This window comes from Pseudomonas extremaustralis (assembly GCF_900102035.1).
Lineage (GTDB): Bacteria > Pseudomonadota > Gammaproteobacteria > Pseudomonadales > Pseudomonadaceae > Aquipseudomonas > Aquipseudomonas extremaustralis.
On record NZ_LT629689.1, the window covers coordinates 1671012 to 1686066 of the forward strand.

Genomic DNA, 15055 nt, shown 5'->3' on the forward strand with positions numbered 1-15055 from the left:
CTGAGGTCATGAATCTTTGAAACCCTACCCTATTCATTGCGTGTCGATCGTTATCCCGGTCTACAACGAACAAGAGAGCCTGCCTGAATTGCTGCGCCGTACGCGTGCAGCCTGCCAGCAACTGGCCTACGAATACGAAATCATCCTGGTGGATGACGGTAGTCGCGACAAATCCGCCCAGTTACTCGAAGACGCGGCTGCCGAAGACGGCAGCAACGTGGTCGCGGTGATCCTCAATCGCAACTATGGCCAGCATGCGGCGATCATGGCTGGTTTCGAGCAGTGCCGCGGCGACGTGGTAATCACCCTGGACGCCGACCTGCAGAACCCGCCGGAAGAAATCCCGCGCCTGGTGGAGCAAGCCGCCCTGGGCTATGACGTGGTCGCCACCGTGCGCAACAATCGCCAGGACTCAGCCTTTCGCCGCTGGCCGTCGCGCCTGATCAATCTGGCCGTGCAACGTTCCACCGGCGTGGCCATGACGGACTACGGCTGCATGCTGCGCGCCTACCGCCGCACCATCGTCGACGCCATGCTCGCCTGCCGCGAACGCAGCACCTTTATCCCGATCCTGGCCAACGGTTTCGCTCGGCACACCACGGAAATCCTGGTGCATCACGCCGAGCGCGAACACGGCGAATCCAAATACAGCGCCATGCGCCTGATAAGCCTGATGTTCGACCTGCTGACCTGCATGACCACCACCCCACTGCGCCTGCTCTCTATCGTCGGCTTTGCCCTGGCAGGCCTGGGCGTGCTGTTCGCGTTTGCGCTGATCGTCCTGCGCCTGGCGTTTGGCGCCCAATGGGCCGGGGATGGCACATTCGTGCTGTTCGCGGTGCTGTTCGTGTTCACCGGCGGCCAATTCATCGGCATGGGCCTCTTGGGTGAATACCTGGGTCGCATGTACAGTGATGTGCGCGCCCGCCCTCGGTTCTTTATTGAAAAAGTGCTGCGCAACCAACCGGCAGCACCGGCACCCGTGGTCGTCGTTGACGGGCTGCCATCCTCCCATACCTCCACTTCTGCCGATCAGGTCCACTCATGAGTTCAAAAGCTGTTGTATTCGCGTATCACGATATTGGTTGTGCCGGGATTGAAGCGCTGCTCAAAGCGGGTTACGAAATCGCTGCAGTGTTCACCCATGCCGATGATCCCAAGGAAAACAACTTCTACGGCTCCGTTGCCCAACTGTGCGCCCGCAATGGCATTCCAGTCCACGCGCCCGAAGACGCCAACCACCCGCTGTGGATCGAGCGTATCGCCAAGCTCAACCCGGACTTCATCTTCTCGTTCTACTACCGCAACCTGCTGAGCGAAGCCCTGCTGGCCACCACCAGCAAAGGCGCGTTCAACCTGCACGGCTCGCTGCTGCCTAAATACCGTGGCCGCGCACCAGCCAACTGGGTACTGGTCAAAGGCGAAACCGAAACCGGCGTGACCCTGCACCGCATGGTCAAGCGCGCCGATGCCGGCGCGATCCTGGCCCAACAGAAAGTCGTCATCGAGCGTTCCGACACCGGCCTGACCCTGCACACCAAACTGCGTGATGCCGCCGCCAGCCTGCTGCGCGACGCTTTGCCACAACTGGCCGCGGGCAAACTGACTGAAACCGCCCAGGACGAAAGCCAGGCCACCTACTTTGGCCGCCGCACCGCTGCCGACGGCAAGCTGGAGTGGAAAAAACCGGCTGAAGAGCTGTTCAACCTGGTGCGTGCAGTGACTCAACCGTACCCAGGCGCCTTCTGCGCCGTGGGCGAGCACAAGCTGATCGTGTGGCAAGCCGAAGTGGTCAAGGGCAACGAAGGCCTGGCGCCGGGCCGTGTGATCAGCGTCAACCCGCTGCGCATTGCCTGCGGCGAAGACTCCCTGGTGGTCAAGTTCGGTCAGCGCAACGACAACGGCCTGTACCTGGCCGGCCCGTCCCTGGCCAATGAACTGGGCCTGGTCGACGGTTCCGTGCTGCGCGGCGCCGAGTCCGGCCGCAAGCCACGTCGCACCCGCGTACTGATCCTGGGTGTGAACGGCTTTATCGGTAACCACCTGTCCGAGCGCCTGCTGCGTGACGATCGTTACGAAGTCTTCGGCCTGGACATCGGCTCCGACGCCATCGAGCGCCTGCGCAGCCACCCGAACTTCCATTACGTGGAAGGCGATATCAGCATCCACACCGAGTGGATCGAGTACCACATCAAGAAGTGCGACGTGGTCCTGCCGCTGGTGGCCATCGCCACCCCGATCGAATACACCCGCAACCCGCTGCGCGTGTTCGAACTGGACTTCGAAGAAAACCTCAAGCTGGTGCGCTACTGCGTCAAGTACAACAAACGCGTGATCTTCCCGTCGACCTCCGAAGTCTATGGCATGTGCCAGGACCAGTACTTCGACGAAGACACTTCCAACCTGGTGGTCGGCCCGGTCAACAAGCAACGCTGGATCTACTCGGTCTCCAAGCAACTGCTTGACCGCGTGATCTGGGCCTACGGCGCCAAGGGCCTGAACTTCACCCTGTTCCGTCCGTTCAACTGGATGGGCCCGCGCCTCGACCGCCTGGACTCGGCGCGTATCGGTAGTTCCCGTGCGATCACCCAGCTGATCCTGAACCTGGTGGAAGGCACGCCGATCCGCCTGTTCGACGGTGGCGAGCAGAAACGCTGCTTCACCGACATCGCTGATGGCATCGAAGCCCTGGCCCGCATCATTGATAACGACAATGATGTCTGCAACGGCCAGATCATCAACATCGGCAACCCGGAAAACGAAGCCAGCATCCGTCAGTTGGGCGAAGAGCTGCTGCGTCAGTTCGAAGCTCACCCGCTGCGCAGCAACTTCCCACCGTTCGCCGGTTTCCGCGACGTGGAAAGCAAGGCGTTCTACGGCACCGGCTACCAGGACGTGGCACACCGCAAACCGAGCATCGAAAACGCCAAGCGCCTGCTGAACTGGGAGCCAACCGTTGAGATGAGCGAGACCATCGGCAATACGCTGGATTTCTTCCTGCGTGAAGCCATGCTTGAAATCGCGGACAAACGTTAATGCAGGCAGGTCTTCGCATCGACGTCGACACCTACCGTGGTACCCGTGAAGGCGTGCCACGGTTGCTCGAATCCCTGGATGAAGCCGGGGTAAAAGCGACGTTCTTCTTCAGTGTCGGACCGGACAATATGGGGCGCCACTTGTGGCGCCTGATCCGCCCGCAGTTCCTGTGGAAGATGCTGCGTTCCAACGCCGCCGGCCTGTATGGCTGGGACATCTTGCTCGCCGGCACCGCCTGGCCGGGCAAGCCGATCGGCCGCGACCTGGGGCACTTGATGCGCCAGGCCAAGGCCGCCGGGCATGAAGTCGGCCTGCACGCCTGGGATCACCATGGCTGGCAGGCCAACGCCGGGCGCTGGAGCGATGCGCAACTGATCGAGCAGATTCGACGCGGTGTGGACACCCTGAGCGACATCCTGGGCGAACGTATCGACTGTTCAGCGGCCGCCGGTTGGCGCGCCGATGAACGTGTGGTGCAAGCCAAGCAAGGTTTCAACTTTCGCTACAACAGCGATTGCCGGGGCACCAGCCTGTTTCGTCCGACCTTGGCCGATGGCAGCGCGGGCACCCCACAAATTCCGGTGGACCTGCCGACCTTCGACGAAGTCGTCGGGCCGGTGGTGGCCGCCAAAGATTTCAACAGCTTCATTCTTGACCGATTCACCGAATCGAAGCTGAACGTCTACACGATCCACGCAGAAGTAGAAGGGATTCTGATGGCCAACGATTTTCGCCAGTTGCTAGCCCAGGCAGGGCAGCGCGGCATCGACTTCAAACCACTGGGCGACTTGCTGCCAGCGGACCTGTCCACCCTGCCCCAGCAACAGTTGGTGCGCGGCGCCCTGAGCGGCCGTGAGGGTTGGCTCGGAGTGCAGCAGGCATGATCCGCCGTTGGGCGCTACCCCTGCTGCTTTTGGCGTTTGCGCTGTTTTATCTGCTGCCGCTGACCACCCATGGCTTGTGGATTCCAGATGAAACCCGCTATGCGCAGATCAGCCAGGAAATGCTGCTGACCGGCAAGTGGGCGTCGCCGCACTTCATGGGGATTCGCTATTTCGAAAAACCGGCGGCGGGTTACTGGATGATCGCGCTGGGCCAGGCGATCTTCGGGCAGAACCTGTTCGGTGTGCGCTTCGCTTCGGCCTTGAGCACCGGCCTGAGCATCCTGCTGGTGTACCTGGTGTCGCGCCGGTTGTGGAATGACCCGCAAAAAAGCCTGATCAGCACCGTGCTGTACATGAGTTTTGTCAGCGTGGCGGCCCTGGGCGGTTATGCCAACCTCGATCCGCAGTTCACTTTCTGGGTCAACCTGACCGGCGTAGCCTTGTGGTTTTGCTTCGACAGCACCACCCGCAACGGTCGCCTGGGGTCGTGGGCCCTGCTCGGATTTGCCTGTGGCATGGGCTTCATGACCAAGGGCTTCCTGGCGTGGCTGTTGCCTGTATTGATCGCCCTGCCCTACGCCCTATGGCAGAAACGCTTTCGCGAACTCGTCGGTTATGGCCTGGTGGCGGTCATCGTGGCCATCGTCGTCAGCGTGCCGTGGGCCCTGGCCGTGCACCTGCAAGAGCCCGACTACTGGAGTTTCTTCTTCTGGCACGAGCATATCCAGCGTTTTGCCGGTAACGACGCGCAGCATGCCGAACCGTTCTGGTACTACTTGCCGCTGCTGATCGCCTTCAGCCTGCCTTGGGTGGCGTTGCTGCCATCCACCCTCAAGCAGGCGTGGCTGGAAAAACGCAGCGCGAAAATCGCTTTTATCTTGCTGTGGCTGCTGATGCCCCTGGCGTTCTTCAGCCTGGCCAAAGGTAAGTTGCCTTCCTACATCATGCCCTGCCTGTTGCCGCTGGCCTTGCTTATGGGCCACACCCTGGCCGACAAACTGGCCCAGGGCCGTGACCGCGCCTTGCGCATCAATGGCTGGCTGAACCTGGTCATCGGCGTCGTGGCCTTGCTTGCGCTGAGTTGGCTCCAGCTGAAGAAACCGGTCTATGAACACGGCCAGGAAACCCTCAGCCTGGTGCTGGTGTTTGCATTCCTGTTCGGCTGGATTCTCGTCAACGTGCTACAGGCTGCGCGCCCTTCCAAGCTGTGGGCGGCGCCAATCATCGGCAGTTGGCTGATGGTCGCCCTGTTGCCGGCCGCATTGCCCCACTCGGTGGTCTATAACAAGACCCCGGATCAGTTCATCATCGACCACCTGCCCGAACTGCGTCCGGCCACGGCGCTGCTGAGCAACGACCTGGGCGCCGCATCGGCGCTGGCGTGGCGCCTGCAACGCCCGGACGTGACGCTCTACAACACCGTCGGCGAGGTGAAATACGGCCTTGCCTACCCGGATGCCAGCCATCACAAGGTCGACACCACCCAAATCCAGGCGTGGATGAGCCAAGCGCGCAAAACAGGCCCGGTTGGCGTGGTAATGCGGGTTAAAGGTGACGATGAAAAGGCTGAAGTTGCTTTGCTGCCCAATGACGGCCAGCGCTACGAGCAAGGCAATATCGTGATTCTGATTTTTCCGCAGGTGACACCTTGATCACCCTGCTGCTGTTATTGGCCGCCTGCCTGCTGACTTGCATGGGCCAGGTCTCGCAAAAGTTTGCCGTGGAAAGCTGGCGTGACCTGCCTGATGGCTGGGCGTTGAAACTGCGCTCGCCGTGGCTGTGGTCGGCGCTGGTGTGCCTGGGCCTGGGCCTGTTGGTGTGGCTGCTGGTGTTGCAGCGCCTGGAAGTCGGCATTGCCTACCCCATGCTCAGCCTGAACTTCGTGCTGGTCACGCTGGTGGCACGGTTTGTCTTCCATGAATCCATTGACCGCCGCCACTGGCTCGGCGTGGCGCTGGTGATTGGCGGTGTCGTGCTGCTGGGGCGCCACGTATGAGCCGGGTCCAAGGCTTTGCCCTGGCTCTGGGCAGCGTCGGCCTGGTCAGCGCCGCCCAGCTGGGTATGCGCTGGAGCATGACACGCTTGCCGCAGCCCAACGAATGGCTCAGCGCCCACATCGACCTGGGCGCCCTTGGCGTGGTGATCCTGGCGATCATCGCCTATGCCCTGTCGATGCTCTGCTGGCTCGGTGCGCTCAAGCACCTGCCCTTGGGCCGCGCCTATTCGCTGCTGAGCATCAGCTACGCGCTGGTGTACCTGCTCGCCGCCAGCCTGCCGGTGTTCAACGAACATTTTTCCATTTCAAAAACCCTGGGGGTGGCGTTGGTCATCCTCGGTGTACTGGTTATCAACTCTCGTCGTGCTAGCGCTACAAGTCCCAGGAAAGCCCCATGAAAATCAGTGTATTCGGTAGTGGTTACGTCGGTCTGGTGCAGGCCACTGTGTTGGCCGAAGTCGGCCACGATGTCATCTGCATGGATGTCGATCAAAACAAGGTCAAACTGCTGCAGCAAGGCCACGTAAGTATCTTCGAGCCTGGGCTGGCTGCGATGGTCAAGGAAAACCTGGAGAGCGGGCGACTGCACTTCACGTTTGATGAAAAACTCGCCGTCGAGCACGGTGAAGTGCTGTTCATCGCCGTGGGCACCCCGTCGGATGAGGACGGCTCGGCCGACCTCAAATACGTGCTGTCGGTAGGCGATGCCGTGGCCCGTCATCGCATCGATCCGGTGATCCTGGTGGAGAAGTCAACCGTACCGGTCGGTACTGGCGACACCCTGCGCGCCCATATCGAAAAAGCCCTCAGCCTGGTTGGCCGGCATCTGGAGTTCGATATCGTCTCCAACCCGGAATTCCTCAAGGAAGGCTCCGCTGTCTCGGACTGCCGCCGTCCGGACCGCATCATCATCGGTTGCGAGCGAGAAGAGGTACGCGAGGTAATGCGCGACCTGTATGCACCGTTCAACCGCAACCATGACCGCATTATCTTCATGGACCTGCGTAGCGCAGAGCTGACCAAATACGCCGCCAACTGCATGCTGGCGACCAAGATCAGCTTCATCAACCAGATCGCCGAACTGGCCGAACACCTGGGGGCGGACATCGAAGCTGTGCGCCTGGGGATCGGCGCCGACACGCGTATCGGCTATCACTTTATCTACCCCGGCTGCGGCTACGGCGGTTCGTGCTTCCCCAAAGACATGCGTGCGCTGATCCACAGCGCCAAAGAAGCCAACTGCTCCAGCGACCTGTTGGAAGCTGTGGAAGCCATCAACCAGCGCCAGAAGAGCAAATTGTTCGATCGGATCAATGCGTTCTTCAAGGGCAACCTCAGCGGCAAGACGTTCGCCTTGTGGGGCCTGGCCTTCAAACCCAACACCGACGACATGCGCGATGCACCCAGCCGTGTGTTGATGGAAGCCTTGTGGGCCGCCGGCGCCAGCGTTCGCGCCTTCGACCCCGAAGCCATGCAGGAAACCCAACGCATCTACGGCGACGAGCCACGACTGATGCTGATGGGCACTCCGGAATCCACCTTGGTTGGCGCCGACGCGCTGATTGTCTGCACCGAATGGCAGCAATTCAAGGCACCGGATTTCGACCTCATCCTCCAGCGCCTGAAAACCCCGGCGATCTTCGACGGCCGCAACCTGTACGACGGCGAACGCCTGGCGCGCAAAGGCTTCCAGTATTTCCCGATGGGCCGTGGCGATTCCTGCAAGTTGCCGATTCCCCAGCAACAGTGGGTGCCACAGGTCGTGGAAGCCTGACGTGAACAAAGTTCAACCGCCGCTGTTGAATGCAACGATACGCCGGCAATCCCTCGGTTTGGGGTTGCTGGCGCTGTTGTTGTTTATCGTCGGCGACTGGCACCAGGCGATTATCGGCTTCGACTCGCGCTTCGTGCTGTTCGCCAAGGAGATGCTTCGCCATGGGCCGAGCTTTTTCCCCACCACCTATGGGCAGCCTTATGCCGATTACCTGGCCACCTCGACGCTGATGACCTGGCTGCTGTCGTGGCCTCTTGGGCAGGTCACCAGCCTTACGGCCTGGCTGCCCACGGCGATTGCATCCGCGCTGATCGTCACCCTGATGTACCGCCTGACAGCGCCCTACTCCCGGCGCTGGGGACTGCTGAGCGTTGCGATCCTGTTGCTCAGCAGTACCTTTATCAGCGAAACCCGCGCGGTGTCCCTAGACCAGATGCTCGCGGCCATCGCCCTGACGGTGTTTTACCTGGGCTATGCCCATGACCATTTTGGTGCGGGCAAACGCCTGCACTGGCTGTACCTGCTGCTGATCGTCGGCTTTGCGATTCGCGGGCCGATTGGTTTGGTTATCCCCACGGGCGTGCTGTGCAGTTACTACCTGATCAACCGGCAATGGCGCCAATTGTTCAGTTTCGGCTTGCTGGCCCTGGCGCTACTGGTGGCCTGTGTCGGCCTGCTGTTGCTGATGGCTAAGCTCAGCGGCGGTGAGAGTTTCATGCAGGACGTGATTCGCATGCAGTTCCTCGGACGCATGGACGGCAGCGAAGGCTCCAGCGGTCCGCTGTATTACTTCACCAGTTCGCTGGGCAATTACGCCATGGCTTATCCCGTGGCGCTCCTGGTATTGCTGGCGGTGGCCCTGGGTGGACGGCAGGCGCCGCAACCGGCCCTGCAGTTGGTGTTGTATTGCGCGGCCGCCGGTTTGCTGGTGATGCTGGGGCTGTCGATTCCCCAGGCGAAAAAAGCCCGTTATGTGCTGCCCATGTTACCCATGGCGGCGATCATCGCGGCCTACCCGTTCCAGGTCACGCAGGGCCGAGTGTTCGCGTGGTTGCGCGGGCTGATGCTGGGCCTATGGACCCTGCTTCCGGCGCTGTTGATCGGTGCGCTGCTGTTCGCACGAGGGCGCTACCCGCAACACTTGAGCCACCTGGGGCTGATGATCGGCGTGCTAGGGGCTCTGCAGGTGATAGCGCTGCTGACACTCTTCAAGCCGCGCCTGAGAGCGGTAGGGCCGGCGTTTGCCGCCGTGCTGGCAGTGTGGACCACCTATATTGGCGTGGTGGAGCCGGTGGAGCGCAGTATCTACGACACCCGCACCTTTACGCTGCAGGTTCATGAGCAGGTCAAGCAGGAGCGCGCACCAGTGGTATTGCACGGCCTGGGCAAAGACGCCAAGGCCATCAAATATATGGTCAACCTCGACTGCGACCAGGTGCCGTTGTTTACCCAGCAACCCTCCGATCTGGCCACTCTGCAAGGCCCGGCCTGGCTGGTGATGAGCGCGGAAGATTACGAGAGTTTGAAAGACCCGCGTTTTCGCTCCATTACCCCGACCCTGACCGGTGAATTCGACCACAACCCCTACGTGTTGCTGCACCTGGCGCAGACGCCAAAGCCTTGATCCTCCTGCGCCTGCATTCGCGGCGCAGAAAACTCCTACACATCTATGCGTAATGACTGGTGTCATTTCACTTTCCCGTGCCTGAAACCCAAATGTAAACTCATCTGCCAAATGCGGTAACGATTTACCGCCACGGGTCATGGATAACAACAAGGACGCTATAGGCCGCGGTGACCACCGCGGCCTATTTCATAAGAGGAACAAAGCCGTGCCAGATGAGGTTTCACGTGATAGCCGCGCCTGCATACCCCGCGATGAAATACATGTGGGCTATATCCCCGTCCCACGCCTGGACGGGCTGATGGAACTGCGCGATGCCTTGGTGGCACTGAAAGGGCCGTTGGCGGGCGATCCAGGGCTGCAAGCGAACCTGCTCAACCGGATGTTCAACGAAGAGACACACAATCGCGTGCTGGGGGAGTTGAACATACCGGTCACCTCCGTAATCAGCTCGATTCCTTTTGGTTGAAACCCATTGAATCCATTAATTTTGCATTAAACCCTCATTAATATGCATTGGCGCCGCACGGGCTCGCGCGGCACACTGCACACGTTCCTCCCCCAAATGCTGGAACGTTCAAAGGGCTTTTCCGGGCAACCAGACAAGCCTTTTTTTTGCCCGCCGTTTATGGATTCCTCTTCAATGTTCGCTCGTTGGTTCCCTGCTGCTATCAATACCCGCCCCACCGAATGGAGCCGTGCCGCCATTGGCATGGCGTTGGGCACGTTATTCAGTGTCTGGTTATGTGCCCAGGTATTTGGCATGGAAGTGGCCCTGCACCTGCTGGGCCCGCTGGGGGCCTCGGCAGTGTTGCTGTTTGCCGTGTCGTCCGGCGCACTGGCTCAACCCTGGTCGATCATTGGCAGTTATGTGTGCGCCGGTGTCGTGGCGTTGCTGGTCGCTCGCGTGCTCGGGCGCACCCTCGGCAGCGCCTGCCTGGCGGCCGGCATGGCGGTGATTCTGATGTGCTGGCTGCGCTGCCTGCACCCACCCGCCGGGGGCCTGGCCATGACCCTGGTGTTGGCCGACCCGGCCTCCGTCGCCCTCGGCTGGCAGGAGATGGGCGCGGTACTGCTCGGCGCCGGCACCCTGCTGGTATTTGCGCTGGCCTATAACAATGCCACGCGTACACGCTATCCCAAGGGCGTCGCTGAGGCTTCAGTGACGATCTTGAACAGCCCCAATGCCGGCCCGGACCCGGCGGTGACGGCAGCCGACCTGAAGCTGGCACTGGCCGAGATGGAACAGTTCTACGACATAGCGCCCACAGAACTGGAGCAATTGATTCACGCTGCAGAAACCCACGCGCGGCGTCGCAGCATCGGCGAAGTATTGGCAGGTCGTATGCCCTGAGGCCGCCTAGACTCTCTGCATAAATGCAAAAACGACCTGCATGATTCCGGGTTGTACTGGGCAAATTTGCACTGGTAGGATCGCGAGACGATTCGCCCGCGTACATTTTGATAAAGAACAATAAAAGCAGGGAGTTACAGATGACTGCTCAGGTTTCAACCCAAGCACGCCACGCCGATACACATCAAGAAGAGGTTGTGGCCCAGGTCCGCAACCATATCGGTCACCTCACCCTCAACCGTCCCGCCGGCTTGAATGCCATTAACCTGAACATGGTCCGCAGCCTGAGGCGGCATCTGCAGGCCTGGTCCGAAGATCCCGACGTCTACGCCGTGGTCTTGCGCGGCGCCGGTGAAAAGGCCTTTTGTGCCGGCGGCGACATTCGCTCCCTCTACGACAGCTTTAAAAGCGGCGACACCCTGCACGAGGACTTCTTCGTCGAGGAATACGCCTTGGACCTGTCCATCCATCACTATCGCAAGCCCATCCTGGCCTTGATGGATGGGTTTGTCCTGGGCGGCGGCATGGGCCTGGTGCAAGGCGCGGATCTGCGTGTCGTCACCGAACGCAGCCGCCTGGCAATGCCGGAAGTGGCCATCGGTTATTTCCCCGATGTGGGCGGCAGTTATTTCCTGCCGCGTATCCCCGGCGAGCTCGGGATTTACCTGGGCGTGACTGGCGTGCAGATTCGCGCGGCAGACGCGCTGTACTGCGGCCTGGCCGATTGGTATCTGGACAGTGCCAGGCTCGTCGACCTGGACCAGAAGCTCGACAGCCTGCAATGGCAAGACTCTGCGCTCAAGGACCTGCAAGGGGTGCTGGCCAGACTGGCCGTGCAGCAATTGCCCGATGCGCCGCTGGCGGCGTTACGCCCGGCCATCGACCACTTCTTCGCCCTGCCGGACATTGAAAGCATCGTCGAACAACTTCAACAAGTCACCGTCGCCGACAGCCACGAGTGGGCGTTGACCACCGTCAACCTCATGCAAACCCGCTCGCCCCTGGCCATGGCCGTGACCCTGGAGATGTTGCGCCGAGGCCGTCGCCTGCCCCTGGAGCGCTGCTTTGCCCTCGAGTTGCACCTGGACCGCCAGTGGTTCGAGCGCGGCGACCTGATGGAAGGCGTGCGCGCCCTGATCATCGACAAGGACAAGAACCCGCACTGGAACCCGCCAACGCTCCATGGGCTGGACAAAACCCATGTCGAAAGCTTCTTCCATCACTTCGAGCAGGTTGGTAACTAACCCATGCAAGACATTGAATACACAGAAGAACAAGTGATGATTCGCGACATGGCCCGCGACTTCGCCCGCGGTGAAATCGCCCCCCATGCCCAAGCCTGGGAAAAAGCCGGCTGGATCGACGACGCCCTGGTGGCAAAAATGGGTGAACTGGGCCTGCTGGGCATGGTGGTGCCCGAAGAATGGGGCGGCACCTACGTCGATTACGTCGCCTATGCCCTCGCCGTGGAAGAAATCTCCGCTGGCGATGGCGCGACCGGCGCACTGATGAGTATCCATAATTCAGTGGGTTGCGGGCCGATCCTCAACTACGGCACACAAGCCCAGAAACAAACCTGGTTGGCGGACCTCGCCAGCGGCCAGGCCATCGGCTGCTTCTGCCTGACCGAACCCCAGGCCGGTTCCGAGGCCCACAACCTGCGCACCCGCGCCGAGTTGCGCGATGGCCAATGGGTGATCAATGGCGCCAAGCAGTTTGTCAGCAACGGCAAGCGCGCCAAGCTGGCGATCGTATTTGCCGTGACCGATCCTGAGTTGGGCAAGAAAGGTATTTCCGCGTTCCTGGTACCCACCGACACCCCTGGGTTCGTGGTCGACCGCACCGAGCACAAGATGGGCATTCGCGCCTCGGATACCTGTGCCGTGACCCTCAACCAATGCAGCGTGCCCGAAGCCAACCTGCTGGGCGAACGCGGCAAGGGCCTGGCGATTGCGCTGTCGAACCTGGAAGGCGGCCGCATCGGTATCGCTGCCCAGGCCCTGGGTATCGCCCGGGCAGCCTTTGAAGCGGCGCTGGCCTATGCCCGTGACCGGGTGCAATTCGACAAGGCAATCATCGAGCACCAGAGCGTGGCCAACCTGCTGGCGGACATGCAAACCCGCCTGAATGCCGCCCGCCTATTGATCCTGCATGCCGCGCGGCTGCGCAGTGCCGGCAAACCGTGCCTGTCGGAAGCTTCCCAGGCCAAGTTGTTCGCCTCGGAAATGGCCGAAAAGGTCTGTTCCTCAGCCATGCAGATTCATGGTGGTTACGGCTATCTGGAGGATTACCCGGTGGAGCGTTATTACCGGGATGCGCGGATCACGCAAATCTATGAAGGGACCAGCGAGATTCAGCGGATGGTGATTGCGCGGGAACTGAAGAATTATCAGCTATAACCCGCAGAGCAAAAAAACGTGTGGGAGGGAACCAGCCTCCTCCCACACTCGGATCGCCAGTGAGCAGGAGATCGCTTACTTATCCTTGAACTCTGGCGCGCGCTTGGCCACGAACGCGGCCATGCCTTCCTTCTGATCCTGCGTCGCGAAAGCCGCATGGAATACCCGGCGCTCGAAGCGCACGCCTTCGGACAGGTTCACTTCAAAGGCGCGGTTCACGCTTTCCTTGACCATCATGCTGATCGGCACCGATTTGCCGGCAATCAGCGTGGCGACTTTCAAGGCTTCATCCAACAGCTCATCGGCCGGTACGACGCGCGCCACAAGCCCGCAACGCTCAGCTTCGACCGCATCGATAAAGCGCCCGCTCAGGCACATTTCCATGGCCTTGGCCTTGCCGACCGCACGGGTCAGGCGCTGGGTGCCGCCCATGCCCGGCAGCACTCCGAGGTTGATTTCCGGCTGGCCGAACTTGGCGTTGTCGCCGGCAAGGATAAAGTCGCACATCAGCGCCAGCTCACAGCCGCCGCCCAGGGCGAAGCCGTTGACGGCCGCGATGATCGGCTTGCGACGGTTGGCCACGCGATCGGCGTCGCTGAACAGGTCGTCGATATAGATCTGCGGGTAGGTCAGCTCGGCCATTTCCTTGATATCGGCGCCGGCGGCGAAGGCTTTTTTCGAGCCGGTCAGCACGATGCAACCGATGTGCGGGTTCGACTCGAGGCTGTCCAACGCCTGGTTCAACTCGCTGATCAGTTGCGCATTCAGGGCGTTCAGGGCTTGGGGGCGATTGAGGGTAATCAGACCGACACGGTCCTGGACTTCAAGCAAAATGGTTTCGTAACTCATGTAACAGCTCCTTAGAGATTGCGTGAGATGACCATGCGTTGGATATCGCTGGTGCCTTCGTAAATCTGGCAGACCCGCACATCGCGGTAGATCCGCTCCAGGGGAAAGTCGCTCAGGTAACCGTAACCGCCCAGGGTTTGCAAGGCGGCCGAACAGACTTTCTCGGCCATTTCCGAGGCGAACAGCTTGGCCATGGACGCTTCGACCAACGCCGGCTTGCCGCTGTCACGCAGGGCGGCGGCGTAATGCACCATTTGCCGTGCCACTGCGATTTGCGTGGCCATGTCGGCCAGGCGGAAGGCCACGGCCTGGTGTTCGATCAAAGCCTTGCCAAAACTTTCGCGCTCGCGGGCGTAATCGCGCGCCGCTTCAAAGGCGGCGCGCGCCATGCCCACCGATTGGGAGGCGATGCCGACACGCCCGCCTTCGAGGTTGGCCAGGGCGATGCGGTAGCCTTCGCCCTCCTCCCCCAGACGGTTGGCGACCGGCACCTTGACGTCTTCGAACAGGATCTGGCAAGTGTCCGACGCATGCTGGCCCAGCTTGTCCTCGACCCGCGCCACCGTGTAGCCCGGCGAATCCGTCGGCACGATAAACGCGCTGATCCCGCGCTTGCCCGCCGCCGGGTCGGTCACCGCAAACACAATCACGACCCCGGCATTCTGCCCGGAGGTGATGAACTGTTTGCAGCCGTTCAATACGTAGTGATCGCCCTCACGGCGGGCGCGGGTTTTCAGGCTGCTGGCATCGGAGCCGGCCTGGGGTTCGGTCAAGGCAAACGCGCCAAGCATGGCGCCGCTGGCCAGGGGGGTGAGAAATTGCGCTTTCTGCTGATCGTTGCCGAACGTGAGGATCGGCACACAGCCCACCGAGTTGTGCACGCTCATGATGGTCGAGCAGGCCCCATCGCCGGCGGCGATTTCTTCCAGGGCCATGGCGTAGGCCAGGTAGCCGGTGTCACTGCCGCCCCACTGCTCCGGCACCAGCATGCCGAAAAAGCCCAGTTCGGCCATTTCTGCGATGGCTTCCTTGGGAAAGCGATGCTCGCGGTCCCAGTCCGCCGCAAAGGGTTTGAGGCGTTCCTGGGCGAATTGCCGGGCGGCTTCGCTGATTTGCATCTGTTCGTCATTGGGCAGCAT

The 15055-nt window shown here is 61.1% G+C and carries 14 protein-coding genes; 12 read left to right on the forward strand and 2 right to left on the reverse strand.

From position 1 onward, the window contains the following. Window positions 1-16: 16 nt before the first annotated feature. The 12 genes from arnC to BLR63_RS07985 all read left to right on the forward strand — a co-directional run bounded on the left by arnC (window position 17) and on the right by BLR63_RS07985 (window position 13067). On the forward strand, window positions 17-1048 hold the full coding sequence (gene arnC / locus BLR63_RS07930) for an undecaprenyl-phosphate 4-deoxy-4-formamido-L-arabinose transferase (protein WP_042946401.1): 1032 nt from the start codon (window positions 17-19) through the stop codon (window positions 1046-1048). Further along, the gene (arnA, locus tag BLR63_RS07935; protein WP_010562852.1) at window positions 1045-3036 is read left to right on the forward strand and encodes a bifunctional UDP-4-amino-4-deoxy-L-arabinose formyltransferase/UDP-glucuronic acid oxidase ArnA; all 1992 of its coding nucleotides are present in this window, start codon (window positions 1045-1047) and stop codon (window positions 3034-3036) included. Before arnC ends, arnA begins: the two co-directional genes overlap by 4 nt. After that, window positions 3036-3920 (forward strand): 4-deoxy-4-formamido-L-arabinose-phosphoundecaprenol deformylase, encoded by an 885-nt coding sequence (gene arnD, locus BLR63_RS07940; RefSeq protein ID WP_010562851.1) that lies wholly within the window; start codon window positions 3036-3038, stop codon window positions 3918-3920. The genes arnA and arnD overlap by 1 nt, the downstream gene beginning before the upstream one ends. Next, window positions 3917-5572 carry a lipid IV(A) 4-amino-4-deoxy-L-arabinosyltransferase gene (gene arnT / locus BLR63_RS07945; protein ID WP_010562850.1) on the forward strand — a complete coding sequence of 552 codons (1656 nt, stop codon included), beginning with the start codon at window positions 3917-3919 and terminating at the stop codon, window positions 5570-5572. The genes arnD and arnT overlap by 4 nt, the downstream gene beginning before the upstream one ends. Next, entirely contained in the window at window positions 5569-5916 is a 348-nt protein-coding gene (gene arnE, locus BLR63_RS07950; RefSeq protein WP_010562849.1) for a 4-amino-4-deoxy-L-arabinose-phosphoundecaprenol flippase subunit ArnE, read from the forward strand. The genes arnT and arnE overlap by 4 nt, the downstream gene beginning before the upstream one ends. Continuing rightward, complete coding sequence (arnF, locus tag BLR63_RS07955; RefSeq protein ID WP_010562848.1) at window positions 5913-6314, forward strand: 4-amino-4-deoxy-L-arabinose-phosphoundecaprenol flippase subunit ArnF; 402 nt, start codon at window positions 5913-5915, stop codon at window positions 6312-6314. The genes arnE and arnF overlap by 4 nt, the downstream gene beginning before the upstream one ends. Beyond that, window positions 6311-7690 carry a UDP-glucose dehydrogenase family protein gene (locus BLR63_RS07960; RefSeq protein WP_010562847.1) on the forward strand — a complete coding sequence of 460 codons (1380 nt, stop codon included), beginning with the start codon at window positions 6311-6313 and terminating at the stop codon, window positions 7688-7690. The genes arnF and BLR63_RS07960 overlap by 4 nt, the downstream gene beginning before the upstream one ends. Window position 7691: 1 nt before the next feature. Continuing rightward, window positions 7692-9314, forward strand: coding sequence for an ArnT family glycosyltransferase (locus tag BLR63_RS07965; protein ID WP_010562846.1), 1623 nt, complete (start codon window positions 7692-7694; stop codon window positions 9312-9314). A 301-nt stretch (window positions 9315-9615) separates the two neighbouring features. Beyond that, complete coding sequence (locus BLR63_RS32180; protein WP_010562845.1) at window positions 9616-9783, forward strand: type VI secretion system contractile sheath small subunit; 168 nt, start codon at window positions 9616-9618, stop codon at window positions 9781-9783. Window positions 9784-9957: 174 nt separating this feature from the next. After that, entirely contained in the window at window positions 9958-10668 is a 711-nt protein-coding gene (locus BLR63_RS07975; RefSeq protein WP_010562844.1) for an HPP family protein, read from the forward strand. Window positions 10669-10808: 140 nt separating this feature from the next. Further along, window positions 10809-11912 carry an enoyl-CoA hydratase/isomerase family protein gene (locus BLR63_RS07980; RefSeq protein WP_010562843.1) on the forward strand — a complete coding sequence of 368 codons (1104 nt, stop codon included), beginning with the start codon at window positions 10809-10811 and terminating at the stop codon, window positions 11910-11912. Between the two features lie 3 nt (window positions 11913-11915). Then, complete coding sequence (locus BLR63_RS07985) at window positions 11916-13067, forward strand: acyl-CoA dehydrogenase family protein (protein ID WP_010562842.1); 1152 nt, start codon at window positions 11916-11918, stop codon at window positions 13065-13067. A gap of 75 nt (window positions 13068-13142) precedes the next feature. Here the strand turns inward: BLR63_RS07985 and BLR63_RS07990 are convergent, their stop codons facing one another. Further along, window positions 13143-13916, reverse strand: coding sequence for an enoyl-CoA hydratase (locus tag BLR63_RS07990; protein WP_010562841.1), 774 nt, complete (start codon window positions 13914-13916; stop codon window positions 13143-13145). 11 nt (window positions 13917-13927) lie between these two features. Further along, on the reverse strand, window positions 13928-15055 hold the full coding sequence (locus BLR63_RS07995) for an acyl-CoA dehydrogenase (protein WP_010562840.1): 1128 nt from the start codon (window positions 15053-15055) through the stop codon (window positions 13928-13930).

Bases quoted from the DNA above. Each gene is read 5' to 3' on its own strand.
- arnA (WP_010562852.1), top strand. From the start codon at position 1,045: ATGAGTTCAAAAGCTGTTGTATTCGCGTATCACGATATTGGTTGTGCC.
- arnD (WP_010562851.1), top strand. From the start codon at position 3,036: ATGCAGGCAGGTCTTCGCATCGACGTCGACACCTACCGTGGTACCCGT.
- arnT (WP_010562850.1), top strand. From the start codon at position 3,917: ATGATCCGCCGTTGGGCGCTACCCCTGCTGCTTTTGGCGTTTGCGCTG.
- arnF (WP_010562848.1), top strand. From the start codon at position 5,913: ATGAGCCGGGTCCAAGGCTTTGCCCTGGCTCTGGGCAGCGTCGGCCTG.
- BLR63_RS07960 (WP_010562847.1), top strand. From the start codon at position 6,311: ATGAAAATCAGTGTATTCGGTAGTGGTTACGTCGGTCTGGTGCAGGCC.
- BLR63_RS32180 (WP_010562845.1), top strand. From the start codon at position 9,616: ATGGAACTGCGCGATGCCTTGGTGGCACTGAAAGGGCCGTTGGCGGGC.
- BLR63_RS07975 (WP_010562844.1), top strand. From the start codon at position 9,958: ATGTTCGCTCGTTGGTTCCCTGCTGCTATCAATACCCGCCCCACCGAA.
- BLR63_RS07980 (WP_010562843.1), top strand. From the start codon at position 10,809: ATGACTGCTCAGGTTTCAACCCAAGCACGCCACGCCGATACACATCAA.
- BLR63_RS07985 (WP_010562842.1), top strand. From the start codon at position 11,916: ATGCAAGACATTGAATACACAGAAGAACAAGTGATGATTCGCGACATG.
- BLR63_RS07990 (WP_010562841.1), bottom strand. From the start codon at position 13,916: ATGAGTTACGAAACCATTTTGCTTGAAGTCCAGGACCGTGTCGGTCTG.
- BLR63_RS07995 (WP_010562840.1), bottom strand. From the start codon at position 15,055: ATGCTGCCCAATGACGAACAGATGCAAATCAGCGAAGCCGCCCGGCAA.